The organism is Vibrio sp. Y2-5, assembly GCF_014596725.1.
GTDB lineage: Bacteria > Pseudomonadota > Gammaproteobacteria > Enterobacterales > Vibrionaceae > Vibrio.
Genome location: NZ_JACVEG010000001.1, coordinates 1,005,538 through 1,030,863 on the forward strand (window position 1 = coordinate 1,005,538; position 25,326 = coordinate 1,030,863).

The 25,326-nt window shown below is 43.0% G+C and carries 26 protein-coding genes; 14 read left to right on the forward strand and 12 right to left on the reverse strand.

What is annotated here, in order from left to right; genetic code table 11:
• Nucleotide 1: 1 nt before the first annotated feature.
• From HUO09_RS04695 to HUO09_RS04725, 7 genes are all read left to right on the forward strand, one after another.
• Nucleotides 2–1,369, forward strand: coding sequence for a MotA/TolQ/ExbB proton channel family protein (locus tag HUO09_RS04695; protein ID WP_188233120.1), 1,368 nt, complete (start codon nt 2–4; stop codon nt 1,367–1,369).
• A gap of 9 nt (nt 1,370–1,378) precedes the next feature.
• The gene (locus tag HUO09_RS04700) at nt 1,379–1,921 is read left to right on the forward strand and encodes a MotA/TolQ/ExbB proton channel family protein (protein WP_167412540.1); all 543 of its coding nucleotides are present in this window, start codon (nt 1,379–1,381) and stop codon (nt 1,919–1,921) included.
• Nucleotides 1,918–2,322 carry a biopolymer transporter ExbD gene (locus HUO09_RS04705; RefSeq protein WP_188233121.1) on the forward strand — a complete coding sequence of 135 codons (405 nt, stop codon included), beginning with the start codon at nt 1,918–1,920 and terminating at the stop codon, nt 2,320–2,322. Before HUO09_RS04700 ends, HUO09_RS04705 begins: the two co-directional genes overlap by 4 nt.
• Nucleotides 2,322–2,942 (forward strand): energy transducer TonB, encoded by a 621-nt coding sequence (locus tag HUO09_RS04710; protein WP_188233122.1) that lies wholly within the window; start codon nt 2,322–2,324, stop codon nt 2,940–2,942. Before HUO09_RS04705 ends, HUO09_RS04710 begins: the two co-directional genes overlap by 1 nt.
• Nucleotides 2,942–4,117, forward strand: a complete 1,176-nt coding sequence (locus tag HUO09_RS04715; protein ID WP_188233204.1) for a lipopolysaccharide assembly protein LapB — start codon at nt 2,942–2,944, stop codon at nt 4,115–4,117. The genes HUO09_RS04710 and HUO09_RS04715 overlap by 1 nt, the downstream gene beginning before the upstream one ends.
• A gap of 82 nt (nt 4,118–4,199) precedes the next feature.
• Entirely contained in the window at nt 4,200–4,952 is a 753-nt protein-coding gene (locus tag HUO09_RS04720; RefSeq protein ID WP_188233123.1) for a siderophore ferric iron reductase, read from the forward strand.
• Between the two features lie 98 nt (nt 4,953–5,050).
• Nucleotides 5,051–5,887 (forward strand): patatin family protein, encoded by an 837-nt coding sequence (locus tag HUO09_RS04725; protein WP_188233124.1) that lies wholly within the window; start codon nt 5,051–5,053, stop codon nt 5,885–5,887.
• A 168-nt stretch (nt 5,888–6,055) separates the two neighbouring features.
• On the opposite strand, the gene HUO09_RS04730 is transcribed toward HUO09_RS04725, so the two are convergent.
• Entirely contained in the window at nt 6,056–7,426 is a 1,371-nt protein-coding gene (locus HUO09_RS04730; protein ID WP_188233125.1) for an MATE family efflux transporter, read from the reverse strand.
• 110 nt (nt 7,427–7,536) lie between these two features.
• Here HUO09_RS04730 and HUO09_RS04735 point away from each other — a divergent pair, with 110 nt between their 5' ends.
• The gene (locus HUO09_RS04735) at nt 7,537–8,145 is read left to right on the forward strand and encodes a riboflavin synthase subunit alpha (protein ID WP_188233126.1); all 609 of its coding nucleotides are present in this window, start codon (nt 7,537–7,539) and stop codon (nt 8,143–8,145) included.
• Between the two features lie 29 nt (nt 8,146–8,174).
• Here the strand turns inward: HUO09_RS04735 and HUO09_RS04740 are convergent, their stop codons facing one another.
• The gene (locus HUO09_RS04740) at nt 8,175–8,378 is read right to left on the reverse strand and encodes a CPXCG motif-containing cysteine-rich protein (RefSeq protein WP_167412532.1); all 204 of its coding nucleotides are present in this window, start codon (nt 8,376–8,378) and stop codon (nt 8,175–8,177) included.
• Between the two features lie 171 nt (nt 8,379–8,549).
• A complete protein-coding gene (locus HUO09_RS04745) occupies nt 8,550–9,416 on the reverse strand; it encodes a fructosamine kinase family protein (RefSeq protein WP_167412531.1) in 867 nt (288 codons plus the stop codon).
• Between the two features lie 387 nt (nt 9,417–9,803).
• Between HUO09_RS04745 and HUO09_RS04750 the strand changes: the two genes are divergently transcribed.
• A complete protein-coding gene (locus HUO09_RS04750) occupies nt 9,804–10,145 on the forward strand; it encodes a DUF3802 family protein (protein ID WP_167412530.1) in 342 nt (113 codons plus the stop codon).
• Between the two features lies 1 nt (nt 10,146).
• On the opposite strand, the gene HUO09_RS04755 is transcribed toward HUO09_RS04750, so the two are convergent.
• Nucleotides 10,147–10,683, reverse strand: coding sequence for an NlpC/P60 family protein (locus tag HUO09_RS04755; protein WP_306464304.1), 537 nt, complete (start codon nt 10,681–10,683; stop codon nt 10,147–10,149).
• A 57-nt stretch (nt 10,684–10,740) separates the two neighbouring features.
• On the opposite strand from HUO09_RS04755, the gene HUO09_RS04760 reads away from it, so the two are divergent.
• Nucleotides 10,741–12,774: a methyl-accepting chemotaxis protein gene (locus HUO09_RS04760; RefSeq protein WP_188233127.1), complete on the forward strand. Its 2,034-nt coding sequence runs from the start codon at nt 10,741–10,743 to the stop codon at nt 12,772–12,774.
• A gap of 15 nt (nt 12,775–12,789) precedes the next feature.
• Here HUO09_RS04760 and HUO09_RS04765 read toward each other — a convergent pair whose 3' ends face one another.
• Complete coding sequence (locus HUO09_RS04765; protein WP_188233128.1) at nt 12,790–13,581, reverse strand: sterol desaturase family protein; 792 nt, start codon at nt 13,579–13,581, stop codon at nt 12,790–12,792.
• 170 nt (nt 13,582–13,751) lie between these two features.
• On the opposite strand from HUO09_RS04765, the gene HUO09_RS04770 reads away from it, so the two are divergent.
• Together HUO09_RS04770 and nagK are read left to right on the forward strand one after the other, a co-directional pair.
• Nucleotides 13,752–14,483, forward strand: a complete 732-nt coding sequence (locus HUO09_RS04770; protein ID WP_188233129.1) for a tRNA-uridine aminocarboxypropyltransferase — start codon at nt 13,752–13,754, stop codon at nt 14,481–14,483.
• Between the two features lie 244 nt (nt 14,484–14,727).
• Nucleotides 14,728–15,642, forward strand: coding sequence for an N-acetylglucosamine kinase (gene nagK / locus HUO09_RS04775; protein ID WP_188233130.1), 915 nt, complete (start codon nt 14,728–14,730; stop codon nt 15,640–15,642).
• Between the two features lie 66 nt (nt 15,643–15,708).
• On the opposite strand, the gene HUO09_RS04780 is transcribed toward nagK, so the two are convergent.
• From HUO09_RS04780 to HUO09_RS04805, 6 genes are read right to left on the reverse strand one after another with little or no spacing between them, the layout of a single operon-like run.
• Nucleotides 15,709–15,987 carry a DUF2960 domain-containing protein gene (locus tag HUO09_RS04780; RefSeq protein ID WP_167412525.1) on the reverse strand — a complete coding sequence of 93 codons (279 nt, stop codon included), beginning with the start codon at nt 15,985–15,987 and terminating at the stop codon, nt 15,709–15,711.
• A 31-nt stretch (nt 15,988–16,018) separates the two neighbouring features.
• The gene (locus tag HUO09_RS04785; protein ID WP_188233131.1) at nt 16,019–17,788 is read right to left on the reverse strand and encodes a bifunctional molybdopterin-guanine dinucleotide biosynthesis adaptor protein MobB/molybdopterin molybdotransferase MoeA; all 1,770 of its coding nucleotides are present in this window, start codon (nt 17,786–17,788) and stop codon (nt 16,019–16,021) included.
• A complete protein-coding gene (gene mobA, locus HUO09_RS04790; protein WP_188233132.1) occupies nt 17,785–18,372 on the reverse strand; it encodes a molybdenum cofactor guanylyltransferase MobA in 588 nt (195 codons plus the stop codon). The genes HUO09_RS04785 and mobA overlap by 4 nt, the downstream gene beginning before the upstream one ends.
• Entirely contained in the window at nt 18,350–19,060 is a 711-nt protein-coding gene (locus tag HUO09_RS04795; protein ID WP_188233133.1) for an energy-coupling factor ABC transporter ATP-binding protein, read from the reverse strand. Before HUO09_RS04795 ends, mobA begins: the two co-directional genes overlap by 23 nt.
• Nucleotides 19,061–19,068: 8 nt before the next feature.
• Nucleotides 19,069–19,767, reverse strand: coding sequence for an ABC transporter permease (locus tag HUO09_RS04800; protein WP_188233134.1), 699 nt, complete (start codon nt 19,765–19,767; stop codon nt 19,069–19,071).
• Between the two features lie 9 nt (nt 19,768–19,776).
• Nucleotides 19,777–20,595 carry a substrate-binding domain-containing protein gene (locus HUO09_RS04805; protein ID WP_254869259.1) on the reverse strand — a complete coding sequence of 273 codons (819 nt, stop codon included), beginning with the start codon at nt 20,593–20,595 and terminating at the stop codon, nt 19,777–19,779.
• Between the two features lie 278 nt (nt 20,596–20,873).
• Here HUO09_RS04805 and HUO09_RS04810 point away from each other — a divergent pair, with 278 nt between their 5' ends.
• Both HUO09_RS04810 and HUO09_RS04815 read left to right on the forward strand, forming a co-directional pair.
• Complete coding sequence (locus tag HUO09_RS04810) at nt 20,874–22,328, forward strand: sigma-54 dependent transcriptional regulator (protein WP_188233135.1); 1,455 nt, start codon at nt 20,874–20,876, stop codon at nt 22,326–22,328.
• On the forward strand, nt 22,318–24,348 hold the full coding sequence (locus HUO09_RS04815) for a cache domain-containing protein (RefSeq protein WP_188233136.1): 2,031 nt from the start codon (nt 22,318–22,320) through the stop codon (nt 24,346–24,348). Before HUO09_RS04810 ends, HUO09_RS04815 begins: the two co-directional genes overlap by 11 nt.
• Nucleotides 24,349–24,427: 79 nt before the next feature.
• Here the strand turns inward: HUO09_RS04815 and HUO09_RS04820 are convergent, their stop codons facing one another.
• The gene (locus HUO09_RS04820) at nt 24,428–25,306 is read right to left on the reverse strand and encodes a mechanosensitive ion channel family protein (RefSeq protein WP_188233205.1); all 879 of its coding nucleotides are present in this window, start codon (nt 25,304–25,306) and stop codon (nt 24,428–24,430) included.
• Between the last annotated feature and the right edge of the window lie 20 nt (nt 25,307–25,326).

Below are 25,326 nucleotides of genomic sequence, written 5' to 3' on the forward strand. Positions count from 1 at the left end.
TATGAACAACAAATTTGCTCCGTTACTCTGTGCTGTGTTGTTCATCGGTGCAAACGCATCCACTGTTGCGGCGACGGATATTGTTAGCAAAGCGAAAACAGAAAATACAGTACAACGTAATCACGATGTAAAACGTGAAGCGGAATTTAAGCTGACTGAGCAACAACTGAAGGATAAAAAGGCTCAGTTGCTGGCGATGCGTAACAATTTGCAAAAACAAGCCGATAAGCTTTCTGCCGAGTTTTCTAAAAATGAAGATTCACTGGCACGTTTAGAAGAAAAACTGCGTCTGGAAACGGGTAGCCTTGGCGAAATTTTTGGCGTTGTTCGTCAAAACGCGAAAGAAATTCAAGGGGATCTTTCTCAATCTGTCACCGGTGTTGACCGCCAAGTCAAAGCTGGCGTGATTGAAGATATCGTTGCTGCTAAATCTTTGCCTTCGATGAAACAGCTCACGGGTTTATGGCAATCGATGCAAGAGCAGATCACCGCGAGTGGAGAAATGTCTACCACAAATGTAACTTTGATTGATGGAGAAGGGCGCAAGCAGACAGTTGAGGCTACTCGTCTCGGTGCTTTTGGATTGGTTTCAGACCAGGGATACCTGCAATGGAATAATGGCCGAAAAGACGCTGTCGCGTATTCAGTTCAGCCCGAAAATGCACCGACGCTTAATTCGTTAACGGCTTTAAAAAATGGCGTTGTTTCATCCGTTGTTATGGACCCATCACACGGTATTTTGCTACAGCAGTTAGCTTTAACGCCTACGCTGGAACAGCGACTAGAAGCGGGTGGTGTAGTCGGAAAGATCATACTTGTGCTATTGGCTATCGGTTTAGTGATTGCTTTATATCGTGGTGCTTCGCTGGCGATTGCTCGTCAAAAGATCACTGCGCAGCTTAAAAGTCCACAGCAGCCCGGAAACAATCCGCTGGGTCGAGTTCTTTCTGTTCACGACAAAGAAAAACATCGTAGTGTTGAAGCGCTAGAATTGCGTCTTTTAGAAGCCGTTGTTGATGAACAAACAGGTTTAGAAAAAGGTTTGTCAATGCTTAAGCTGCTAGCAGCACTTGCGCCTATGCTTGGTCTGCTTGGTACCGTAACAGGCATGATCGAAACTTTCCAAGTTATCACTCAGTTCGGTAACGGCGACCCTAAAGTTATGGCGGGCGGTATTTCGATGGCGCTAGTGACTACTGTATTAGGTCTTGTTGCTGCAATGCCGCTGTTACTTGCACACAATATTTTAAGTACTCAGGCAGAGAACATCCGCAATATTTTGGAAAAACAGGGTATTGGTTTAGTCGCAGAGCAAGCTGAACGCGAAAGCTGCGAAACTGGTTCTGCGAACATGGTCAATGCGGCATAAGGGTTGAAGATGCAAGCTGACTGGTTAATGTCACTCAATGATCTGTTTTTACCACTGACTGAGTTTATGGATCAGGGTGGTGCAGTATTGTGGTGGTTAGCAGCGGTTGTTGCGGTGTATTGGTTGTTGGTTATCGAACGTATTCTTTATCTGGTGTTTACTTTTCCTAAGCAGCGTAAACAGTGGATTGAGCAATGGCATCAGCGTAGTGAGCATCACTCATGGCACGCTCACGCCATTAAGCAAGGTTGGATTGGGCAAGCACACATCGCCTTAACTCAGAATCTCAACGTCATTAAAGTGATGGTTTCTATCTGTCCAATGCTGGGTTTACTAGGCACAGTGACGGGGATGATCTCCGTCTTTGATGTGATGGCAACACAGGGCAGCAGCGATCCAAAATTAATGGCGTCAGGTATTTCACTGGCCACGTTGCCGACCCTGGCTGGTATGGTTGCTGCGTTAGCCGGTATGTTTGTTCATGCTCGCCTAGTGAAAACCTGTCGTCTGTTAGAAATGAAATTAGAAAAATCTTTAAGGAGTCAACGATGAGACTCGGTCGACGTCAATCACAGCAAGAAGAGGCTCAAATAGACCTCACATCTATGTTGGATATCGTATTTATCATGTTGATTTTCTTCATCGTGACCAGTTCCTTTGTGCGTGAATCAGGTGTGGAAGTCAATCGTCCTACGGCTTCAAATGTGGTCAGCCAAAAAGACGCAGGTATTTTCGTAGCCATTACTTCTGCGAACGACATTTTTATTGATAAACGACAAGTAGATGTTGAACGAGTGCAGGCGACACTAGAGCATCTGTTATTGGAACAACCTGAAGCGTCGTTGGTGATACAGGCTGACGAACATGCTTATAACGGTACTGTCGTAAAAGTCATGGATGCCGCCAAAGGTGCTGGGGTTAAGAGTATAGCACTTGCTGCGGAGAAGCGTTGATGCTGCGTTTATTGTTCGCAACGCCGATAGCTGCACTTATCTCTCTCAGCCTGTTTTCATTTATGGCTTGGATGATTGACAACGGCAATCAAGGTGCGCCAAAAGCGAGCCAACCTCTTAGCTTTAACATGGTGATGTTAGAGCAAAAAAATCAAGTGCAACGCAGACAACGAAGTGTTCCAGAACAACCCGAATTACCAGAACCGCCGCCTGAATCGCCTGTTTCGAAAAAACAGACTGCTGTAGCAAACAGTTCTCAACTTTCGAGCGTTCCATCACTTGGTTTAGATACAGCAATCAATGGTATTGCTATCAACGCTCCAACCTTTGGCGATATTAGTGCGAATCAACAAGCGATGCCACTCCATCGTGTCGAACCAACATATCCAGCTCGTGCTTTGCAAAGGGGCATTGAAGGCCATGTGGTGATGAGTTTTACCATTGACGAAACAGGTCAACCAACAGATATCGAAGTTCTGGAAGCTGAACCTAAACGAGTGTTTGAGCGTGAAGCGACACGAGCGCTGAGAAACTGGAAGTACCAACCCAAACTAGTAGATGGCAAAGCGGTTACTCAACCCGGACAATCTGTGAAATTGGAGTTTAAGTTAGCCAAATGATGAAACGAATGATCATCGGTCTACTACTGATGAGTTCCGCATCTTGGAGTGCTGCTGCGGAGTTGAGTCAGTATGCAGCAAACAAAGCGATGAAAGCTAATCAGTTAGCGCAAGACAACAAATTGTCTCAGGCGATTGAAACGTTGAGTATGGCCGATGTTTCTCGAGCTTATGATAAGGCTTACTTTTCTCGAATGCTTGGCGTTTTCTATTGGCAGAATGAACAGCTCAAACCGGCCATCACGGCATTGGAACAAGCAGTTGCAAGTGGCGAACTCAAAGATGACCAAGGTTGGCTTACAGAGCGTATGTTAGCGGATCTGCTGTTGATGAATCAGCAGTATAAGCAAGCGTTGCCTCATTACTATAAGTTAAGCAAAAACATACCAACAACGCAGAATGCCAGCGAACTATGGTTAAGAATTGCTCAAGTTCACTACCAGATGGAGCAGTGGCAAAAAACACTGGCTGCAATCACTGAATATGACAAATTCAAACAACCGGATAGCGTAACTCCTCTTTCGGTTAAATTGGGAGCACAGCTTCAGCTTGAGCGCTGGGAGCAAGCGATTCCAACTCTCAAGAAACTGATCAACCTGGAGCCACAGCGCAGCAATTGGTGGTTGCAATTGGTTAACTTGGAGCTGAAAACCGGCAAGAAAAAAGACGCATTGAGCAGTTTGGGTTTAGCTCAACTGCAAAAAATCGAATTGAGTGATGCTGATTTACGTTTATTAGCTCAACTTTACGCACATAACGGTGTTCCTGAGCGTGCTGGGCTTGTATTAGAGCAGTTGGAAGATGCGCAGACTAATGTGGATTTGATCACCGAGCGTGCTTATTACTGGCAACAAGCAAAAGAGTGGGACAAAGCGATCGATGCATGGGCGTTAGCTGCCAAATTTGATGCGAAGTACCACTGGAATATCGCTCAACTACTTATTCAGCAAGCCCGTTATGAAGACGCATTATCTGAACTGGACAATGTAAAAGAGAAGGCAAAACAAGCTCAAGTTGCTTTAGCCCGCACCAAGGCTCTGTACAAACTAAACCAGCTTGAACCTGCCCTGATTGAAGCGAAGAAAGCGAATAATCTTGAGCCCTCAGAAGAAGCAAAAAGCTGGATAAAGTATTTAACTCAGTTACGCAAAGTAAAAGAGAACCAAACTTCTTGAGAAATAGCCTATTTATAGGCCAGCTTGTCGCGAAATTATAATATATATCATTTGAAAGTTTTTAATGGTACGGCTGTTATCAATGGGTTTATCCACTCTACATTTCGAAAAATTATTCCTTCATGCTAGGCAAATTACACCGTATTTGGATGGTTACCTTGAAGATACAACCACATTCAATGAGCCGACCCATTCTTTAAGTCCTGAGTCGATTGAACTCCTATATACAGAAATCGCCAAGAGTAATCCGGAAGCTGGTCAAGCTTATTGGCTAACTCGCACATGGGATTTGCTTTGTTGGCAGCCAATTTTCGTTTCTTTTGTGGCGATCTATACACAGCGAGCGCTACCTGACGTTTCAACCATTTTTCAACACAAACAAAACTGTTTTATTGCAGGGTTTAGTTTTAGAGATCATGAATGGACACATGCTTGTCGTACAACACTCATTAATAAAGCAGGGCAGCAATTATCTCATCTGTTTCAAACTTATAGCGATGCGATCAATCAGTGGGGAAGAATTCGTCCGGGTTTCACGCATCATCTATTCGCTGATCAGCTGTTAAATTGCTTAGTACGTTTACAAGAAATCAGACCAAGTTACTCAAATAACACCATTCGTCGGCAAGCAGAGCTTTGGTTAGATGCATGTAATTTACCGAACAAACATATCAATAGCTTAAAAGTGGACGAAACCTCGAACAAACTGAAACTTGTTAGAACAAGTTGTTGCCTGGTCCATAAATGTAAGGGGCGGTCACTATGTGCAAATTGCCCGCGCCTCGAAGAAAACAAATCCGCCAAACAGATTGCAGCTAAGCAAGCTTTTGTTTAATCGGATATATCTATCCAATTGATAAATCAAACCCATTTGCTAGCTTAGCCACTAACATTTATCTTTATACGGTAACGACGATAACAAGGATTTAAATAGTGTCAGGACAAAAAGCATTAGTAGTAGAAGGTGGGGCAATGCGTGGCATTTTTGCCAGCGGCGTGCTTGATTCATTTATGGAACTAAACCACTGCCCATATGATTTTGTAATGGGAGTTTCTGCTGGCGCTTCTAATCTTGTCAGTTATTTGTCCAATCAACCGCTGCGCAGTTATCAGGTAATCACACAACTGGCTACCAGTAGCGAGTTCTATAATCCGCGCCGCTTTCTAAAAGGCGGTGATTTGGTCGATGTCCGCTGGCTGATTGATGAAGCGAATAAACGTTATCCCATTAATGAAGAAGCGCTTTTTTCTTCCGTACCGTTTTACGCTGCCGCGACAAATATCCAAACAGGCAAGCCAGACTACTATCAAGTGACACCAGAAAATTTTGTTACTGCTATTGAAGCGACATCAGCCTTGCCTTTGGTATATAAGAAAACGCCTTGTTTTGATGGGCAATGTTATACCGATGGTGGTGTATCAGATTCTATTCCAGTTAAAGAGGCTTATCGTCGAGGTGCCAGAGACATTACAGTCGTGCTTTCACATCCAGAAAGTTACGAAATGCCGAAAGTGAAAAGCGAATGGATGATGAAAAAATTATTTTCTCGCTATCCAGAAGTCGCTAAGTCAGTCACTGCGCGAGCTGAAAAGTATAACGGTTCACTTGAGTTTATTCGTAACCCGCCTAAAGACGCTCATATACGGGTTATTGCACCACCTGAGCATTTTGCGGTTAAACGCCTAACCATGAACAAAGCGGCATTAGATCATGGATACAGTATGGGCTTGATTGCCGGTCGTATGCATGTCCATAGTTTGAAAGAGTAGGAGCACATTATGAGCTTTATTGAGAAAATGATCGTCTTTGTGTGTGAAATCGACACATATCAGAGTGTAATAGCAGGATTAGAAGATACCTATTTAGAAAGTGAAAACGATTAAACCACATAAAAAAGGTCAGCAATAGCTGACCTTTAATCTAACATTCAAACCCATCTACTTAGATGCGAAATCCAGCTGAATTTGTTCGTCCTGTTTTTGTATCCATAGCAGTCTCAAGCTCAACATTATCGCCGCTGAGCTCAGTCCCACGATAAAGCCTATCCAAAAACCTTTGGCGCCCATTGGTTCAACAATCCAATCTGTCATCGCCAGCACATATCCGGTTGGTAAACCGAGCAACCAATAGGCAATAAAAGTTCGCACAAATATGGCATTCATATCTTTATATCCACGCAGAGAACCAGCAGCGATCACTTGAATTGCATCAGTACATTGATAAATAGACGCAAAGATTAGCAATTGCATGGTCAAGTTAATCACTTCTCTGTTGTCGGTATAGAGGTACGCGATTTGTTCACGGAATATCAGCGTCAGGGCTGCAGTCAATAATGCTGTTACAACACCGACAAATAGTCCGACGTGCGACGCGACTGCAGCACCTTGAACATCTTCTTCACCCAAAGTATGACCTACACGAATTGATACTGCCGCACCAATACTCATCGGTAACATAAAAATTAAAGAAGAGAAGTTGATGGCTACTTGATGAGAAGCAACAACCAGTGAACCCAGAGGCGCTAAGGCAACAGCTACAACAGCAAAGAGTGTAACCTCAAAAAAGATAGATGCTGCAACCGGTAATCCAAGCTTGAATAAACGCCATTGAGGCTTGAATTCAGGCTTGTGGAATTGTTCAAACAACTTAATGTGTGCAAGACGGTTCGATGTCGCCACATAGAACAACAACATCAAAAACATTAGCCAGTAAACGATTAGAGTCGCTACGCCACAACCAACACCGCCAAGTGCAGGTGCGCCTAACTTACCATAAACGAAGATCCAGTTGAGCGGGATGTTGATCAATAGGCCAAAGAAACCAATCACCATCGCAGGTTTAGTCAGAGACATACCTTCGGCAAAACTGCGCAATACCTGAAATAGCAAGAATGCAGGCACGGCGAAGATCATCGCAGTGATATAACCGATGGTTTTTTGCGCCATTAAAATTTCAACTTCCATTACTTCCAAAATAGCACCAGCTTGTAGAAGCACTATGATGGTTGGAATCGAAACGATTAAAGCTAAAAATCCACCCTGATGTATAGTCGATGCGATTTTATGCTGTCTTCCAGAGCCATTTAGCTGAGCAACAACAGGCACTAATGCCATCAAAAGCCCAATACCAAATAGAATGGTCGGCATCCAAATGCTTGAAGCAACGGATACTGCCGCTAAGTCGGTCGCGCTTACGCCACCAGCCATAACGGTATCGACAAAACTCATACCGGTTTGAGCTATCGAAGCAATGAGAACTGGCGTTGATAACTTTACTAATTTCTTTATTTCATTTTTATAATGTTGCACAAACTTCTCCGAACGGAATATTTACTGCTTAATTAATCGGCGGGTCGTACTGGTGGGAATGATAAAGAAATGTCACACTGATCACCACGAAAAACTATCGGAAATACTAAATGTTTACTGGGATTGTGCAAGGCATGGCGAAAGTCGTGGCTATTGATAAAAAAGACAAATTTCAAACCCATGTTATTGAGCTAGAGGCCCCATTAAATCAAGGGATATCTATTGGTGCTTCAATTGCACACAACGGTTGCTGTTTAACCGTTACTCATATCGATGGAAATCGTGTTTCATTCGATTTAATGCAAGAAACACTTAAGCTGACTAACCTAGGTGAGATCGAAGTCGGCTCCATGGTTAACATCGAAAGAGCAGCTAAATTTGGTGATGAAATTGGTGGGCACACTATGTCTGGTCACATTATGGATACCGCTATCATTAAAGACGTGATTGAAACACCAAACAACAAAACGATTTGGTTTGAACTGTCACCGCAATATATAAAGTATGTTTTGCCGAAAGGATTTATTGGTTTAGATGGCTGCTCGCTGACAATAGGAGAAGTCAGAGAGAATAGTTTTAATGTTCACCTCATTCCTGAAACGTTACAGAGAACGCTCTTTGGTCAACGAACTGTCGGTGACAAAGTAAATGTTGAGCTTGACCCACAAACTCAGGCGATTGTAGATACCGTTGAACGAGTGCTGGCTACCAAACAATAAGTTCTTTGCCAGACCAAAATCAAAAGCGGTTAGAAAATTTGTTCGTCATCCGCATCGACTTGAAGTTCTACTATGTCTAATTGCTCATTGATCATCAAATTCATGTGGATCGGATTACAGCATGCCGGGCAGTCATCATAAAACTCTTGGCTGCCATTCGATGAATCCAACGTCACTGGAACATGGTGCCCGCAATGGGGGCATAGAATCGATTTTTGTATGAAGTTTTTCATTTTGATTCTCGCTTTGTTTTTTTGTTGTTCTCAATTTAATAGTAAGACGAGAAGTTGATTCTGAACGAGAAATAAGTGCAATTTTCGACTATGTCACAAAGAAAAAAGAGCTAACGTTGTTTAGCTCTTTTCTTGTTTAATTTTAGTAAGATACTTATCTCATCGATAAGTTTAGAACGACAGAATTTTCTTAACTAGATACTCAGCTTCATCTAAGTAATGACCACCAAAATGATTGTAGTGGTTAAGTATGTGATAGAGGTTATAAATGTCTTTGCGTTCAACATATCCAAATTCTAAGGGCAGTACTTCTTCATACGCTTGGTAGAACTCAGGCTGAAACCCGCTGAACAGCTCTGTCATAGCAATATCACACTCTCTGTCACCCCAATAAGAGGAAGGGTCGTAACAGATAGGGCCAATCGGTGAATTTGCGACATTCTCATTCCACAAATTTCCATGAAGCAATGATGGTCGGGGAGTGTGGTTAGCGAGCCTTTGCTTAATCACTTCAACGAATTCGTCGATGTTAACTAGGTGAATGCCTTTTTCATGCATCAACTGAAGTTGCCAACCAATTCTTTGTTCTGCAAAAAATTGGCACCATTTTTTGGTCCAATTGTTCGGTTGAACAATACAACCTAAGTAGTTATCGATATCGAAACCGTATTCTTTTTGATCTCCCCATTGATGTAACTTAGCCAGTTCAAGCCCGAGTTTGAAGCTGTTAGTCGCATCATCAAGAGGTTTGGTAACTAGGTAGTTGAGGATGATAAAAGAATGATCTTTGGTACTGCCAGTAAGCACATGTTCGGGAACATGAATACTGTCACTCTCTCGTAGAATACGGAGGTTTTCGGTTTCAGCTTCAAAATTCGGTAAAAAATTACGATCATTTAGCTTCACAAAATACCGCTCTTTACCGTCGGTAATCATATAACTTTCACTAATGTCCCCACCTTGTAATTTTGTTTTCTCAACAAGGTCAAACTGGAACATTAAAGTATCGGAGAGTTGTTGGGTGATAGCTTGCCACATAGTATGAACTCCATGACCGTCTCTTAGTCCGTATTAGTTTAGAACATCCGATGAGACTTTACTGAACCGTAAAGCAAATAATTTCATTAACTTAGTTTTGCTATGCAGTTAATCAGCATATTTGTGAACTTACTCATAAAACGTTTCACGAACGATATTGCCTTTTGATTGAATAGAAAGTCACAATGAGTTTAATAAAATAGTTAAGTCGCTAATTAAGAGCATAAAGCCTATAGCTTTCTTGTACTAAGTTAGATTTTTATCAATGAATCGTTTGATATTTCATCAAGCAAACATATCAAATGTGTGAAATTTTCCTCACATGGCTTAGTATTATTGAAGGTACAGTGAGTTACTGGTGACGAAGCAGTAAAGCGGAGAATTAAAGTGGTTGTAGAAACCGATGGTTATTTAGCGCTAATAGAACATCTTGCGTTCAACATGGATGTCTTCACCCGTGGCGGCGACACCGGTGAAGAAAGCGTAGAAGATGTCGTTACTGATATGGTAGCGAGTAACATTATGGCTGTTTTTGAACAAAACCCTGAGCTTCATTCGAGTGTACGTTTCCAACTTCTTAAAGAAGCGGATTCTGTAGTAGAAGATTTGGGAGAAGTGTTAGCCGGGGTATGGGCAAAACCTGCGACGAATGATCAAATCATTTTTCTGGATGAATACATCGCGCTGGTTAAAAATTTATTTGATACAGCAGTAGCGACTTACGATTAAATCAATTAGTCATGCTGTCCACTCTCCTGAATTGCCAAAATTTGGATGCCCAATAGGGGTTATCAAGACGAGATATGATGACCCCTTGTGATGTGGATGCATGCATGAATCTGAGATTCCCCAAATATACACCAACATGATTCGTTGTTTTTGACGTTTTAAAGAAGACTAAATCTCCGTATTTAGCCGCGTTATACTTAACACTCTCACCTATTTTACTTTGTGACTTAGTCGTTCTTGGCAAAGGTAGCTGCCAAGCATCACGATAGGCTATCTGCACAAATGCCGAGCAATCAATTCCATTTTTATTATTCCCACCTAAACGGTAGGGCACGCCTTGCCACTGGTTGTAGACACTAAAAAACGACGCTTCGCGCTCGGCAACTTTTTCAATTCCGGTATTTGAAGATAAAAGGCTTTTGTCTTGAGTTATTGAATATTGAGAACTCTGATTTTGAGCACATCCTGTGACCAATGAAAGCATAAAAAACCAAGACAGAGGGCGGTAAATTATTGGTTGTTGAAATAAATTTGTCATAAAAAATACCTAATATACCGAACGTTATATTTGAACTGGTACTGGACTACCTTTGAAATGAATAATTCTGCCAAGCACCGAATAACGTTTTCGCTTATTCAAACACTTTCCTTTATTTTTATCACCATAACCATACTTGTCATAGCGCTTTCTGTCACCAGTGTTCGTGGCATAGACAAAATCGGCTATCAATTTAGTCACTTATCAGAACGAGCATTACCGTTATCAACCAATAATGCTGCGTTAACGCAAAACATTCTTGAACAAGCGAAATACATTGGTTACAGCACCAGAGTAAAAACCGTTGATGAACTGAATAATATCCGAGCTGAACTATTAACTCTGGATCAAAATGCGGATCTTCGTTTAGAAGAGATGAAAGGAATTACTCAGGAGTTCGGGACGTTGATTGACCCGACAATACAAGAAGAACTAACAAAAAATATCGATAAGTTTTCTCAGCTTTCCGCTGCAATTACACAGTCACAGCAAACTCAGCTTGAGCAAACTGCGAAGATTACCGAACAAGCTACAGGTTTCCGATATGGATTAAGTTCAATTGGACCCGAAATGAACCGTATCGCCTCTTTTTTAGCTGTGGATAATCCAGAGTCAATGGATGCGGCGAATCGCTTTGTCGCAGCTTCAGGCGTGATGGAAAGCACCTTCCTGCTCTTCATGGTTCAAGAAGATATGGAACTGGCGAAAAAAGAGTATAAAGAACTGAAAACGCGTATCTCTGGTTTAGAGCTGGCTTTTGACGATTTCAAAGAGTGGCACCCTGATGTCAATGAGTTTGCAAGTCTGACTGCGCCTTACCAGATGGTTCTCGACGGGTTTAAATCGGGCGGTATTCTCGATCAGATCATGGTTCGTTTGGAAACCGCACAAACACAAAATGCTGATTTTACTCAAGCGGCCTTAATGGCGGATACCATTGCGGCACAACTTTCGACACTGTCTAACATCACCACCAATATCATTCAAACTAAAGAGCATGAAGTACAAAAAACCATTAGTGATATGACTCTGGCATTGCTTATCGGTGGAGGGGTATTGGTTGCTATCGTTGTGCTCTCTTGGCTTGGTTTACGTGTTTGGGTAAACAAAGGGATGCGTAACATTACGAAGAATCTAACCTATATGACAGAGCATGATTTCAGTCATACAGCTCAGTTGGTTGGACCTATGGAATTCCATAATCTTTCTGAAAAACTTAATCAAGTTATCCAGTCGACTAATGAGTCGTTGACAACCGTCACCTCTAACTGCGAATCGCTTTATCAAACTGCGCAGTTTAGCCATGACGCGGCGGAGCACTCGAATCATGGATTAACTATCCAGAACGAAGCACTGTTAAGCATGGTCACAACGATAAACCAGCTAGAAGCCTCGATACGAGAAATCGCAGGGGTGACTAATGATTCCTATACAGATTCGGTTACAGCAGCAGAGCATTCTTCTCAGGGTGTGAAAGCGGTGGAGCAGAATCGTTACCGACTGGAAGCGTTAGAAGGGTCTTTGAATACCAATGAATCTGCGATGTCTGAGCTGGATACCAGCGTTTCACGCATTAGTGAATTGGTCGATCTCATCACTGGCATTGCAGAAAGCACAAACTTACTCGCGCTAAACGCGGCGATCGAGGCTGCACGTGCCGGTGAACATGGTCGTGGTTTTGCCGTGGTTGCAGATGAAGTACGTAAACTGGCGAAAGATACAACGCAGCAAACCGGTAGTATTCGTGACATGATGAGTCAGCTTGAGGCGTCTGCTGCGAAATCTCGTCAAGCAGTGATTGATTCTAGGAATGAAATGGCGTCTGCGCTTCAATCAAGCGAAGAAGTAAAACTGACTTTTGCGGATATCGAAAGTGCTGTGAACCATATCAGAGCAAGAATAGAGCAGATTTCAGTTGCAACGGAAGAGCAGGAGCGTGCGACCGCGGATGTCAGTCGTTCAATCGTACAAATTTCAGATCAGGCAACACAAACAAAGCAGCAGATAGAGTCTATGGTTGACAGCTCGCAACAAGTCTCAGACATCGCAGGACAACAAAAAGCGATGCTTGATAAATATGCTTTGAGCTAATCAACTCGTCACTCTCTACTTCTCTCTAAATGGTTGGGTAAGCATTTTATCCAACCATTGTTCTCTAGAACGCTTGAACATCGGTAAGCCAATTCTCATCTCATCATGCCCAAAATAAGGCTGAGCGATGTAGGTACCGAACAAGCGATCCCAAATAGATAAGAAAAAACCAAAATTGGAGTGGGTTTCTCGCTCAATGACTGAGTGGTGAACTCTGTGCATATCTGGCGTTACGATAAGTTTTCGTAGCCAAGCATCGAGTTTTAATGGCAGTCTTGCGTTGCTGTGATTGAACATCGCGCTAGCGTTTAGCACAACTTCAAATGCAACCACAGCCCAGACTGGCGCACCAATTAAGGTTACCGCTCCGATTTTGATCCACATAGAAATCAATATTTCGATAGGATGGAACCGTGCCCCAGTAGTCACGTCAATGTCCTGATCAGCATGATGCATGCGATGCAAACGCCAAAGAAAAGGAATACTGTGGAACATGATGTGTTGCCAATAAATCACACCATCAAGTAACACAACAGAAAAGATAAGCGCCCAGAACGGAGAAATATCCAGCCAGTTCATAAGGCCAAATGAGTGAGCTTCTGCCCAGCTTGCCGCCGACATGGCGACAACTGGCATCAACAGCGCAATCAACATGCTGTTCAATCCGACTAAACCTAAATTGTTTATCCAGCGAATCGACTTGCTCTGAGAAAGGTGTTTACGAGGCGCATTTGACTCCCAAAATGCGCAAATAAATAACACAAGAATAAAAAACGCTAGCCTGACGGTTTCTGGTTGGTAGGACATATCCACCTCCGTGTGGTACCCATTTACGATTTTACAATGTTGATGTAATCCAATCCGTGTCTCCAATTCAAATTGCGCTGGAGAACTCAAGTAACAGCAGTTAAACTCTGCGCCACTTTTAGTCATTCTAAGTTTTCAGTACTTCTAACGTATCAGTACTTCTACCAAATATGAGAATCCATGCTTTCCATCGTTTGTACCAATATCGGCTCGAACGATCAACAAAACCTTTTCTTGCACGCGGATGTAAAATTCAGCGTTGTGCGTATTGTAATGTCGGTCTGACTCATTGCTTGTGTCAACATCAGCCAAACATTGAGACGCAAGTAGCGGTTTTACTTATTGTTTCTCAGCAGGAAGTCTTTAAGCCGAGTAACACTGGCAGACTTATTGCCGACACAGTGAAAGAAACTTATGTCTATCAGTGGAGCCGTACAGATCCTGATTCTCAGATGTTAGATCTTTTACAAAATCCTGCTTACTTTCCAGTTCTCGTGTTTCCAGCAGAAACGGAAGAAGAACATTCAAGAGTCATGCATGAAGTTGAGAGCATCGCTGCGGGCAAAAAGCCTTTGCTTATCTTTGTTGATGGTAGTTGGCGTGAAGCAAAAAGAATCGTTCGAAAATCACCTTATCTCGCTGGTTTACCACTGATCTCCATTGAGCCTCAGGTACTTTCACAGTATGTGATGAGAAAATCAGATAATGAGCAACATCTTGCTACCGCTGAAGTTGCCAGCCTGGTGTTGGACAAGTTTGGTGAACGTCTTGGTGCAGAAACGTTGCGTCTATGGTTTGAAACGTTCAAAGAAAGCTATCTTCTAGGCAAAACTCGAATCAAACCGAAAGAAGAAAAAACCGCATTGCGAGAGTATTTGCTGTTCAAGCAAAGTTTAGATTGAGACTCAGCACTCAATACTGCTTCACATTTACGCAATCAGTATTTGTAGCCAGATAAATAAGTGTTTGGTCACGGATTGCATAGGGTCTGTTGTGGATAATAAGCCAATATTTTTTAATCGCGAATTAATTGCGCAAATATCAAGAACATACCTAAGCTTTATATCGGTTAACAGATGGCGCAATTGGTGAGTGAGTCGATTTGAATAATTTCCCTATTACTGGGATAGAGTAGGAGAGGTTTGCATGTATTACGGCTTTGATGTCGGTGGCACTAAGATTGAATTTGGTGCGTTCAACGAGAAACTTGAACGCGTTGCAACTGAACGTGTTCCGACACCAACGGAAGATTACCAACAACTTGTTGAAACCATTGCTGGCCTAGTTGCTAAATATGACGCTGAATTTGGTGTAGAAGGTACGATCGGTTTAGGTTTACCGGGTATGGAAGACGCTGACGATGCAACTGTATTGACAGTAAACGTGCCATCCGCAAAAGGTAAACCACTACGTGCCGATCTAGAAGCTAAGATTGGTCGTAGCGTAAAAATTGAAAACGATGCGAACTGTTTTGCACTTTCTGAAGCATGGGATGATGAACTGAAAGACGAGCTATCAGTACTTGGTTTGATCTTAGGTACTGGATTTGGCGGTGGCCTTATCTATAACGGTAAGGTGTTTTCAGGTCGTAACCACGTAGCGGGTGAAATCGGCCATATGCGTCTTCCTATTGATGCATGGTTCCATCTAGGCGGTGATAGTAAAGCACCTCTTCTAGAATGTGGTTGTGGCAATAAAGGCTGTATGGATAACTATCTTTCAGGTCGAGGTTTTGAGCTGATTTATGCTCACAACAACGGTGAGAAAAAGAAAGCTATCGACATCATCAACGCTTATAACGAAGGTGAAGAGAAAGCAGTAAAACATGTTGACCTTTTCATGGAACTACTCGCAATCTGCTTTGGTAACATTTTCACTGCACATGATCCACATGTGGTTGTTCTTGGTGGTGGTCTATCAAACTTTGAGTTGATTTACCAAGAAGTGCCAAAACGTATTTCTAAACATCTGCTTTCTGTGGCTAAATGTCCGAAAATCATCAAAGCCAAACACGGTGATTCAGGCGGCGTACGCGGTGCAGCATTCTTGAACATCAAGTAATGCGGTAGAGAATAAAAACAAAGAAGGGCTTGATTATTCAAGCCCTTCTTTTTTACTTCTAGTTGCTTACTTAACTTGAGGTTTTGGTTTTTTACCCACACCTAAGTTTTCTTTTGGTTTTAAGGTGATGACACCAAAACCTAGCTTTTTGAAATGGTTGTCGCGATAGTTGCGAACTGCTTTAGAGTCAGAAATTAGTTCTAGCTGCTGCTCCATTTTCAGATAGTCGGTAATGTCTATGCCTTCTGCTTCAGCGACAGCTTCGTGGATATTTCTGTGCTGTTGGTAAGAGAAAGTCAGCGTCTTCTCTTCGTCTTTGTAGGTATAAATAATCGTGCGAGCCATAGCTTCTCTCGTTTGCAGCAAATTCTAAGCGCTAGATTCTGCCTTGAAGCGGGATAATTGTCACGCTTTCGCCGACTTTAACTGTGTCTACTGCCGGAGATATTTCAATTAAGCAGTTGGCTTCACTCATAGAGCGTAAAATCCCTGAACCTTGTTTGCCTGTCGATTTTACTGTCAGCTGTCCAAGTTCATTAAAGCTGTAAATGCCACGAGTGAACTCAGTTCGCCCTTGGCGTGAACGGAGATCTTCTGTTGCAACCGCAGGCACTTTCAATGGATTCCAGTTTACTTCACCTTGCATTTTACGCAGGGCTGGCTCGACAAAATTAATGAACGAGACCATAACGGCAACCGGATTTCCGGGTAAACCAAAGATAGGTGTATCGTTAATTTTTCCGAATGCGAGAGGTCGTCCCGGACGCATGTTGATACGCCAAAATTCTATCGTGCCCAAGGACTCAAGCGCCGACTTAATGAAATCGGCATCACCGACAGAGACACCACCAGAGGTCAATACAACGTCTGCTGATTGAGAAGCGTTGTTCAAAGCATCAATCATGGATTGCTCATCATCTTCGATGATTCCAAGATCTATGGTCTCGCAACCTAAATGAGCTAACAGCCCCATAAGTGTGTATCGATTAGAATCAAATATGTGTGAATCACTGGCAGCTGTGCCTGGAGCCTGAACTTCGTTTCCTGTAGAAAAAATAGCGACTTTTAATTTGCGATAAACCGGAGCACCGTTCATTCCCAAAGACGCCAGCATGCCAATTTCAGGTGAAGATAAACGCTGACCTATTGGGAAAACGTTCTGGCCTATGGCTAAGTCTTCACCCGCTTGGCGGACATTTTGACCAGCTTTAATTGTTGCGCTGCCAAAAGTCACTGTTTCGCCAGTTACGATTGCTTGTTCACGCATAATGACAGTGTCAGCACCTTCGGGAACCGCAGCACCAGTCATAATCTTCACAGCCTGACCCTGTTCAACAACGTTTGCGTAAACATCGCCAGCCATTATCTCTGCTACAACTTGATAGTATTCTCTATTTAAGTCGTTGCCTCGTATTGCAAAACCATCCATAGCCGAGTTTCTGTAGCTCGGCACATTGACTGGTGACGTAATGTCTTTCGCCAATACTCGGTTATAGATTTGCGATAAATCGATAGCTTCAATATCTGTCAGAGTCTGCACACGTTCGAGTATCGCTTGTCGACCTTGTTCTACCGATAAAAAAGAAGGAGACAAGGTATCACAGCTACCCGAGGTTGGTTTTTCTGCGCCAAAATCATTGGCGTAATCCACAACAAACTGAGCGATGACATCTAAATCGTTGATGTTGAGCTGCGGCAGTTCGCTTTCAACCACTTCGTCTGCAGCAATCGCAATAATGTTTTTATCGTTTGGGTACAACCAAGGTTTATTGAGTTCGTTTCTGTGTAACTCAACTTTGGGAAAGGCAATGTTTTTACAACCTTCGACCAAGATAATGTCTAATTTTTCGCTGTCAAAACGGCTAAGCAGATAGTTGAACTCTGCTTCTGCATCCGGAGTTTCCGTCATCATGACATGACGATTACGTGATGCGATGAGCATTTGGCTTGCGCCAGCTTTGCGTAATCGATAACTGTCTTTGCCCGGAATATCTACATCAAAGTCATGATGAGCATGTTTTAAAACACCTAAGCGAAGCCCCGCATTCGTTAATTTAGGAATGAGCGCTTCGAGCAATGTCGTCTTGCCAGTTCCTGAGTATGCGGCGAAACCTAATAAAGGCAGAGAAGGGCGTTGAGGACTCATATTTGTAACGCTCCGAATTGCGCCAGCTCATCTGGCGTATTTAAATTGACAAAACACTGTGGCGAATCACTGAAGTCGACGTAGTCAGTATGGCAGTCGTTATAAAGCAAGATTATCTTTCTGTCGCCACGCTCTAAGAATGCAGTAAGTTTTGGCAAAACACGTTTATGGTAGAGCGTAAATACAGGCTGAGAATGCTCTCCATCGTGCGCAACGACAATATCGCTTTCGTCGTTGACTGCCTGACAAAAGCGTTCAACAAGATCATCGGATATTAACGGACTATCACAAGGGACAAAACCGACCCAATCCGTCTGTGCATTCACTAAGCCACTGTGAATTCCCCCTAAAGGCCCGGGGAAGCCATTAAAACTGTCGCTAATGACGGTTCCATAGTGGCGATATTTATCGAGATTGCGATTGGCATTAATCAGGATTTGCGAAGCCTGTGGCTGTAATCGTTCAATGACATGTTCAATTAGCGGTTTGTTATTAAGCTTAATAAGCCCTTTATCATTTCCACCCATTCGAGTCGCTTGCCCACCGGCAAGAATGACCCAACTAGTTTGAGAGGGAAGTAACATTGGTTCTCTCTTTTTCTGGTTTTACTATGTGTAGCAATGGTGTTTCGATAAGCGTGCAATCATTAATCCACCACTGTTTTTTGCATATTGCAGTTAATGCGTTCGCTTGATGACTGGTGATAACAAGGCTGGAACCTCGAGCCAACAAATCCTTCGCCATGATAACGAGTCTGTCGATGGATTCCTGGTCGAGTGACGCACTCGGTTCGTCCATGAGCAAAATAGAAGGATTAAGAATCCATGCTCGAGCCATAGCTACACGCTGCTTCTCCCCGCCAGACAAAACAGAGATATGTTCGTCTGCGAGAGTTTCTAAACCCACCATACGTAATGCATTTATCACTGTAGAGCGCTTTTCTTTTGCGTTAAGTGAAGAAAATTTAATTCCGTACAGTACGTTTTGATAAACGGTAGCATCAAACAGATAGGGTGTTTGATGCAGATAAATAACTTCATGGTGAGCAGATGGATGTATCAATCGCTGCCACCAACGAAATGAGTTTGAAACACTTCCTGTTGAAGGTTTCTGCAAACCCGCCAAAATTTTAAGTAAGGTTGTTTTTCCGACGCCATTATCACCTTTTAGATAGATAGCATCGTTTGGCCCAATAGACAGACGATCGATATGGAATAGCACTCGATCTTTAAAACGCATTGATAATTTTTGAGCGCTGAGTGTTATTGTCATTCTTGTCCTTACGTTCTCAAAAAGCCTTTTCCGCGCATTGCGGAAAGTGCAAAATTCAAGGCCAATGCTAAGCATAGTAGCACCATTCCTAATGCAACTCCTTGAGCAAAAGCGCCTTTACGGCTCTCCATAGCAATTGCGGTCGGGATATTTCGGGTCAAACCCATTATGTTTCCGCCCACCATCATCGAGCAGCCCACTTCAGTGACGATTCTTGAAAAGCTTGCGATGACGGCCGCCAACAACGGAAAACGTGTTTCCCAGATAATAGTAGCGGCGATCCTTGGTGTTGAAGCCCCTAGAGTCATCGCAGTTTCGACAGAACGTCGGTCACTGGATTGCAAAGTGCCATGCATCATAGACACCAGAATAGGGAAGCAAATCATCATCTGACCAAGGATCATCGCCTTTTGCGTAAAAAGTAGAGACCAGTTTCCCATTGGTCCTGAGCGTGACAGTAGCATGTATAAAAGCAAACCAATCACTACTGTTGGAACCGCTTGAAGTGTGTTTATCACTGACAGCAGAAGCCATTTTCCGCGAAAGTTGCTGTAAGCAAGCAAAAACGAAAAAAGCATAGCCGGAATTAACACCATACAGATTGCTGATAACGAAACGCTGAAGGAGACCGCAACGATCTCCCAAAGTTCAGCGTCAAAATTGATCAGTAATCTCAGTGCGTCTTGAGTAGTCTGCCAGAGGCTCATACACGACCGTTATTTGTCTGCGTTCGCAACAAAAAGTTGTTGTCCATTAAGGGTAAAACTGTTGATTTTCTGTTGTCCTTCTTCAGAAACCAGCCAATCACTAAACGCTTTGGCACCTTGGTAATTTGTTGCTGGGTAACGTTCATGATTGATGAGAATCACTTGGTATGGGTTAAACAGTTTGTCATCACCTTCAAACACAATTTTAAGGTCAAGTTTGTTCTGATAGGCGAGCCAAGTGCCGCGGTCTGTAAGCGTATAAGCTTGAAGTTCAGAAGCCATGTTAAGTGTTGGCCCCATTCCTTGACCTACCGACTTATAACCACCAAAGTTTGGTTCAATCTTTGCCTGAGCCCAAATACCAAGCTCTTTCTTGTGTGTACCAGAATCATCACCTCGGGAAATGAATGTCACACCATCTTTAGCAATATGACTAAAAGCATCTAGGATATTTTTTTGTTGCGCGATTTTAGCTGGATCATTGTTAGGGCCAACTAAAACAAAATCGTTGTACATCAGTTTGCGAGGCAGTACACCGAATCCTTTATCAACAAAGTCTGCTTCTGATTTCGGCGCGTGTGTCATAACCAAATCGACGTCACCGTTTTCACCCATTTTTAGCGCTTTACCGGTACCCGTTGCGATGACATCCACTTTGTAGCCTGCTTCTTTTTCAAAAGTTGGCAGAAGGTAGTCTAATAACCCTGAATGGTAGGTACTGGTCGTGGTGGCTAAGCGTATACGGTGTGTATCATCAGCGCTTGATGCTGAGTAACTGACTAAAACCAATGACGTTGCTGCAAGAGCAAGAGTAATCTTATTATTCATTTTGAAATCCATTTTAATTGTAATTGTGGGCTGAGCTAGATTGATTGCTAATCTACCTACAAGCGATGAATGAATCGCCTTATAGCACACCAGACATAGCAAACTAGATGCCAAAATTAAAGCTAGGCTTTTTGTGTGGGAAATAGACAATATCATGATTATTCTTACAAAATTAGGCGATAGCGCACATTTGTAGGGACAAAATGTCTCAATAAGGACACATCGGTAGTATGGTTATGTGAGTCGTTATGTCCTAATGAATTATCTTTGAGAAACTCATGAGCAATACTATAGATTCAAAGCAAGCTCCTTTATATCAGGCGTTTTCGGTTCTTGTTGTCGACGACGAAATAGGCATGCAGGCCATTTTGAAAAAAGCCTTAAGCAAATGGTTTTCTAAAGTGGATTGTGCGAACTCTATTGAAGAAGCGGAATCACTGCGTACGGCGAATCACTACGATTTAATCATTCTGGATATCAATTTACCCGGTCGATCCGGTATTGAATGGGAAGAAGCCTTTAGCGACGAATATCATAAAGCTGAAGTGATCTTTATGACTGGTTATGCCGACTTGGAAACCGCGATTAGAGCGCTAAAACTCGGTGCGTCAGATTTCATTCTCAAACCCTTCAATTTAGAGCAGATGATGCAGGCTGTTAAGCGCTGTATGGACAAATGCTTAAGTGCCCGCATGCAATATGCGTTAAAGCATGACTTCGAGCGCCACACTACAAGTCAAATTATTGGTCAGTCAGACAAAACGAAACAACTCAAGCAGTTAATCTTACAGTTTGCCCCCTCAAGAGCCTCTGTATTGATTGAAGGTGAATCTGGAACAGGTAAAGAACTGGTAGCACGAGGTATTCACGAGGCCAGTGGACGCAAAGGTCCATTTGTTCCCGTTAACTGTGGTGCCATTGCTCCAGAATTACTAGAAAGTGAACTGTTTGGCCACACGTCTGGAGCGTTTACTGGCGCGAAGAAAAGTCGTGAAGGTCTATTCAGAGTTGCTAATGGTGGCACTCTGTTTCTCGATGAGATCGGAGAGATGCCTTTAACCATGCAATCTTCTCTGCTACGAGTTTTAGAACAACGAGCGATTCGTCCCGTAGGTTCTGAAAAAGAGATCAATGTCGATGTACGAATCGTTGCCGCAACTAACCGCAATTTGCAAAAAGAAGTCGAACATGGCCGATTCCGCAGCGATCTTTATTACCGTCTCAACGTACTAAAAATTGATGTTACTCCTTTACGTGATCGTAAGAGCGACTTAAGAGAACTGGTGCCATTTTTTACTCAAAAACTGTGTAACGAACTTGCAGTGCCAGTACCTAAATGGGCGCACGAAGATATTAGCGCAATGAATGATTACGATTGGCCGGGTAATATCCGAGAACTAAAGAACCTGATAGAGCGCTGCATATTACTGGGTAAACCTCTTGCGCATTATTGGCGAGAAATGAATGGAATTGCTCAACCAACCAATATTTCAGTGACGGTGTCACATGTTGCAGGTGTGCCTGAGTACATTGATAACAAAAAAAATGATCTGGCTGCGGGCTATCCTAATGCTTGGACACTCAAGGACGTCGAGCGTGCGCATATTGAGCAACTGGTTGATTTTCATGATGGTAATAAATCAGCTGCCGCAAGAGATTTGGGTGTAGCAAGGAAGACATTAGAGCGTAAGTACAAAGAGTGGGAAAGCGAAGGTACTGAAAATGTGGAATGATTTTCCACTGTGGCGTAAATGGAAACATCGCTTCCAGACGATGGTTCGCTATCGTCTTTTGATCCTGACTTCAGTCCCCATAGCTTTCACTTTACTTGCGTTGATTGCGATTTCAATTTACTGGTCTCTTCATTACACATGGCAAAGTACACTTGTTGATGTTGCTGAAAGATTGAGTGTTGCAAACAAATCAATTTCAATTCAACAACAGAATCAAGCAGACCGGATTCAGGCACTTGCGGACTCTTATGAATTTCAGGTGCGTTTGAACCAACAATCAGTGAGTTCGGTTGAAACTTGGGTAAAAAGCCAGAAACAACGTTATCAACTCGATTTCCTGGCTTTTAAGCCCGTCAGGACGTTAGAGAACAAAGCCTACTATGACGAGTTGAGTCGTAAAAAGACCTTTTTTGATGTGCTGGATGGTCAAACGCTACAAGAGTTAGAACCCCATTTGGCACAACGCGCAAAAGTGAAAGTGTTGAACGGTGATGATGTAGAAAGCAGAGGATTAGTCAGCCGTTCGGTAATAACGGTGTACGACAGTGCCAACAAAGCGATTGGCTTTCTTGATGGTGGTGAGCTACTGAACAACAGTAGTGGATTGATCGACGAGATTCGCGATATTGTTTACCCGTATACTGACGATAAGTCCAAGCCAATGGGTACCGTTACTTTATTTTTAGACGACCTACGCGTCAGCACCAACGTGCCTCTCGATAGTGAGGAAAGAGAAGGGCGTGCAATAGGCACCCGAGTATCTAACGAAGTAAAGCATTCTGTTCTTGGTAGTGGCGAAAATTGGATTGACCGAGCATATGTTTATGATGCTTGGTATATCACTGCTTATCAGCCGATCCGCAATCACAACAATCAAGTCATCGGCATGCTATATACCGGCTATTTAATGTGGCCGCTTGTCAAAACTTATCTTACTAACATTTTTGAAATCGCGGTGACGACCTTAATACTGCTGGCGGTATCAAGTCTGTTTGTCTATCGCGGGTCTCGCGATCTTTTCCGCCCCATTGAGCGTATACATCGCGTAGTGAAGCTTGTTCAGTTGGGTAAAAACCAGCGTATTGGTCCACTTGGTTTAGATGAAAAGCATGAGTTAGCACAACTGGCAAAGCAGTTTGACAACATGCTTGATCTACTTCAGCAGCGAAATGATGAAATTCAGAATGCAGCTTACGAACTGGAAGAAAAAGTTCACTCTAGAACGACCAAGCTGAGAGAAAAAACCGAACAACTAGAACACCATATTGAACTGCTGCACACCACGCGCGACAAATTGATTGTGCATGAAAAACTGGCTGCTCTGGGTGAATTGACCGCGGGGATCGCCCACGAAATCAATAACCCAACAGCAGTGATCTTAGGTAACACTGAGTTAATTCAATTTGAATTAGGTGAAGACGGCGCTCGTATTGAAGAAGAGATTCAGGCGATTTTGGAACAGGTGGATAGAATCCGAAATATTACTCGCAGTTTGCTTCAATATAGCCGACAAGGTGGCGTGCAAGATGAAATTACCTGGCAGCACGTCAACCCAATCATTGAAGAAAGTATCACACTGGTCAAAACTGGCGCTAAAAAGCGAGATATAGAGTTTGTTGTTGATCTTAACGCTCGTAAATCCGTCGAAGTTAATCGCCATCTGCTGTTGCAGATTCTGGTTAACTTGCAGATGAATGCTATCCACGCTATGAACGGTAAAGGCAAACTGACGATACAAAGCCAAGATTGGATTGAAGACGATCGCTGTGCTGGCGCTATCATAACGATTGAAGATCAAGGTTGCGGCATTAAGCCAGAAAATCTTAAACGTATTTTTGACCCGTTTTATACCACTAAGCGTGATGGTACCGGGTTAGGCTTATCTGTATCTCAAAGTATGCTCAGTCAAACCGGTGGTGAGATCAGAGTGCAGTCAGAAGTCGGTAAGGGCAGTGTGTTCAGTGTTTTCCTGCCTGTAAAAGTAGAAACAGACCAGATCATCGCTAAATCAGTCTCTTAATGTCGATAAAGCAAAATGCCTCGATACGGAGGCATTTTGTTATCAGTCTAAAACTAGCGTTTCAAATAGTAGCGAAGATCTATTGTGCGTGAATCGCAATTTTCGGTGGTTTAATCCCGTGTTGTTTGAATTCATCCATGACCCGCAAAGTAATATCTGTCTCAAACAACTTCTCATACGCTGTATCGACCACATAAGCTTTACAGGTTAACTGAACCGCCAAATAATTATCGGTAATGGTTTGTTTCACCAATACAGTTACCGGTTTAGGTAAATGAATATATCGGCTGGAAGAGGCGGCCTCTTGGATAAGATTGCGCGCTAAAACGATGTCTTCGTCCATACCAACATAAAAAGGAATCACCACCTGCATATCAAGGGCACCATAATTACCACTGACGGCTACTTCGTTTAAGAACTTGTTGTTTGGGATGGTAATGATGTCGTCTGACAGAGTACGCATACGGACAGAACGCAAGCCAATGGTGATGATATCGCCATAATGCCCTTCAAATGTGACACGGTCACCAACCTGAAACGGGCGGTCTATCATAACCGTCATCCCTGCGATAAACGATGCTGCCAAGTCTTTTAGAGCAAAGCCGACGGACACCGCTAACGTACCACCAATCAAAGCCAGAATATGGTCATTGATCCTGAAACTAAGGACAAACACCACCACACCAGCGCCCATGTAAATAAAGAACTGGAGAAACGATTGGAGCTTTTGCAGCAACATTCGATATTGCGCAAACTGACTGCCAATTGTCTCAACTAATGAGCTCATGAACTTCAGCAACAGCCAAGTGGCAGCAATGATTAGGATAGAGAATAGTACGCCGCTCCATCGGACTAAGCTGGCGATCTGTTGAAAGCTCTCGGCACTGACGGACTCTTCCGTCGCATAACTTGGTAATGCAAGACAGAGTAAAGCCAAAGCAATAAAACGTGAATACATGTGAGTAGTACTTTTCTTCA

Excerpts from the sequence above, each read along its gene's own strand:
- HUO09_RS04695 (WP_188233120.1), top strand. The coding sequence starts at position 2 with ATGAACAACAAATTTGCTCCGTTACTCTGTGCTGTGTTGTTCATCGGT.
- HUO09_RS04700 (WP_167412540.1), top strand. The coding sequence starts at position 1,379 with ATGCAAGCTGACTGGTTAATGTCACTCAATGATCTGTTTTTACCACTG.
- HUO09_RS04705 (WP_188233121.1), top strand. The coding sequence starts at position 1,918 with ATGAGACTCGGTCGACGTCAATCACAGCAAGAAGAGGCTCAAATAGAC.
- HUO09_RS04710 (WP_188233122.1), top strand. The coding sequence starts at position 2,322 with ATGCTGCGTTTATTGTTCGCAACGCCGATAGCTGCACTTATCTCTCTC.
- HUO09_RS04715 (WP_188233204.1), top strand. The coding sequence starts at position 2,942 with ATGAAACGAATGATCATCGGTCTACTACTGATGAGTTCCGCATCTTGG.
- HUO09_RS04720 (WP_188233123.1), top strand. The coding sequence starts at position 4,200 with ATGGGTTTATCCACTCTACATTTCGAAAAATTATTCCTTCATGCTAGG.
- HUO09_RS04735 (WP_188233126.1), top strand. The coding sequence starts at position 7,537 with ATGTTTACTGGGATTGTGCAAGGCATGGCGAAAGTCGTGGCTATTGAT.
- HUO09_RS04740 (WP_167412532.1), bottom strand. The coding sequence starts at position 8,378 with ATGAAAAACTTCATACAAAAATCGATTCTATGCCCCCATTGCGGGCAC.
- HUO09_RS04745 (WP_167412531.1), bottom strand. The coding sequence starts at position 9,416 with ATGTGGCAAGCTATCACCCAACAACTCTCCGATACTTTAATGTTCCAG.
- HUO09_RS04755 (WP_306464304.1), bottom strand. The coding sequence starts at position 10,683 with ATGACAAATTTATTTCAACAACCAATAATTTACCGCCCTCTGTCTTGG.
- HUO09_RS04760 (WP_188233127.1), top strand. The coding sequence starts at position 10,741 with ATGAATAATTCTGCCAAGCACCGAATAACGTTTTCGCTTATTCAAACA.
- HUO09_RS04765 (WP_188233128.1), bottom strand. The coding sequence starts at position 13,581 with ATGTCCTACCAACCAGAAACCGTCAGGCTAGCGTTTTTTATTCTTGTG.
- HUO09_RS04770 (WP_188233129.1), top strand. The coding sequence starts at position 13,752 with ATGAGAATCCATGCTTTCCATCGTTTGTACCAATATCGGCTCGAACGA.
- nagK (WP_188233130.1), top strand. The coding sequence starts at position 14,728 with ATGTATTACGGCTTTGATGTCGGTGGCACTAAGATTGAATTTGGTGCG.
- HUO09_RS04780 (WP_167412525.1), bottom strand. The coding sequence starts at position 15,987 with ATGGCTCGCACGATTATTTATACCTACAAAGACGAAGAGAAGACGCTG.
- HUO09_RS04785 (WP_188233131.1), bottom strand. The coding sequence starts at position 17,788 with ATGAGTCCTCAACGCCCTTCTCTGCCTTTATTAGGTTTCGCCGCATAC.
- mobA (WP_188233132.1), bottom strand. The coding sequence starts at position 18,372 with ATGTTACTTCCCTCTCAAACTAGTTGGGTCATTCTTGCCGGTGGGCAA.
- HUO09_RS04795 (WP_188233133.1), bottom strand. The coding sequence starts at position 19,060 with ATGACAATAACACTCAGCGCTCAAAAATTATCAATGCGTTTTAAAGAT.
- HUO09_RS04800 (WP_188233134.1), bottom strand. The coding sequence starts at position 19,767 with ATGAGCCTCTGGCAGACTACTCAAGACGCACTGAGATTACTGATCAAT.
- HUO09_RS04805 (WP_254869259.1), bottom strand. The coding sequence starts at position 20,595 with ATGAATAATAAGATTACTCTTGCTCTTGCAGCAACGTCATTGGTTTTA.
- HUO09_RS04810 (WP_188233135.1), top strand. The coding sequence starts at position 20,874 with ATGAGCAATACTATAGATTCAAAGCAAGCTCCTTTATATCAGGCGTTT.
- HUO09_RS04815 (WP_188233136.1), top strand. The coding sequence starts at position 22,318 with ATGTGGAATGATTTTCCACTGTGGCGTAAATGGAAACATCGCTTCCAG.
- HUO09_RS04820 (WP_188233205.1), bottom strand. The coding sequence starts at position 25,306 with ATGTATTCACGTTTTATTGCTTTGGCTTTACTCTGTCTTGCATTACCA.